Origin of the sequence: Burkholderia sp. AU28863, assembly GCF_002223195.1 — a bacterium.
GTDB lineage: Bacteria > Pseudomonadota > Gammaproteobacteria > Burkholderiales > Burkholderiaceae > Burkholderia > Burkholderia sola.
On record NZ_NKFE01000028.1, the window covers coordinates 1 to 1475 of the forward strand.

General features: G+C 63.7%; 1 protein-coding gene. It reads right to left on the reverse strand.

What is annotated here, in order from left to right; all coding sequences use genetic code 11:
* On the reverse strand, positions 1-1372 hold a 1372-nt coding region (locus tag CFB81_RS34770; protein ID WP_089438206.1), incomplete at its 3' end, for an ISNCY family transposase.
* Positions 1373-1475 lie beyond the last annotated feature (103 nt).

Consider the following 1475-nt stretch of genomic DNA (forward strand, 5'->3'; position numbering starts at 1 on the left):
ACGCAACTTCCAGAATCGCCGTTTCCATGTCAGCCACCGTGAACCGGCGGGGTTTCTTCGTGCCGGGTTGCGCTTCATTTGCCCGCACCGGCAGCCCGCGATGCGTTCGCGACGGCGCGGTGCCGATCCGCCGGCTGTCGCGCTGCGCCTGAAACGCTTGCGCCACCTGCAACGCGTGACTCAGCCGCTTGTGGTCCACGATTGCGCCTTGGTCGACCTCAGCCAGCCGGTCATAGGACTGAGCTGCCAGTATCTGACCGGCTGCTCGGATTTCAATCCGACCATCCGGGTACTCCCACACCTCGACGTCGCGATGTATCCACGCTCGATTCCCTGGCGTATCGTCCAGCAGGTACAGCACCCGGTCGTACTGCACCGTCAACGCCTTCGTCACCCGGCGTGTCTCACGCCAGGTCAGCAGCCGGTCCAGATCCTCGTCGGATCGCAGCGGCCGATGCGCATCAAAGCCGCTGCGCGGCGGCTTCGCGAAGCGCGCGTTATACGTGGCGATGAAGGAGGGCGCATAAGCGTTGGCATCCGCTACCGTGTTGATGCCGCGCAGTCGCATCTCCTTGACCAGCCGATCCTGCAGCGTCAGGTGGGCCCGCTCGACGCGCCCCTTGGCCGAGCTGCTGTTCGCACAGAACGTGTCGATGTTCAGTTCGTACATCGCCCGGCCGAAGTGCGTCACGCTCTGGCCGGTCTTGCTGGCGCTCGTATTGCGGAACACGCTGTACTTGTCGCTGTAGAACGCCACCGGCTTGCCGTAGCGCTCCAGATACATTCGCGTGGCCTCGAAGTAGCTGAACGTCGATTCGGTCTGCGTGAAGTGCAGCACCATCAGCCGGCTCGTCGCGTCGTCCACGTACACCAGCAGCGTGCAGGCCGGCGCTCGTTCCTCGAACCACCGATGATCGCAGCCGTCGATCTGGATCAGTTCACCCAGACACGCCCGGCGCGCTCGCGGCTGGTAGACCTTCGGCGGACGCTGCCGGCGCGGAATCCACAAACCTGCGTCTGTCATCAGCTTCCTGACCGTCTCCTTGGCCAGCCGAATGCCGTGACACTCCCAGAGCTTCTCGCAGGCCAGCGTCGGCCCAAAATCGGCGTAGCGCTCTCGAATAATGGTCAAGGCGCGTAACGCGAGCCCGTCGTCGAGCTTGCGGTTGCCTGGCCGGCCACGACGGCCCGAAGCGACGCCGCCAGGTCCGTGCTCGCGATACCGGATGACCAGCCGTTCTACCTGGCGCACGCTCAGGCCCAGCCGTTCGGCTGCACGCCCGGGCTTCAAACCCATATCCACCACGGCCTGGATCACCTTGAGTCGATCAAGCTCTCGCATCGTCAGTGTCACCAATCCGGCTGGCTGCATGGTCGGCTCCCGCGCTTGCTCAACGAGCCGTCCAGCATGCCAGCAGTCAAAAACACGACATCTGTAAATAGCCAGAACACGACATTAGGATATGGCTGCCACA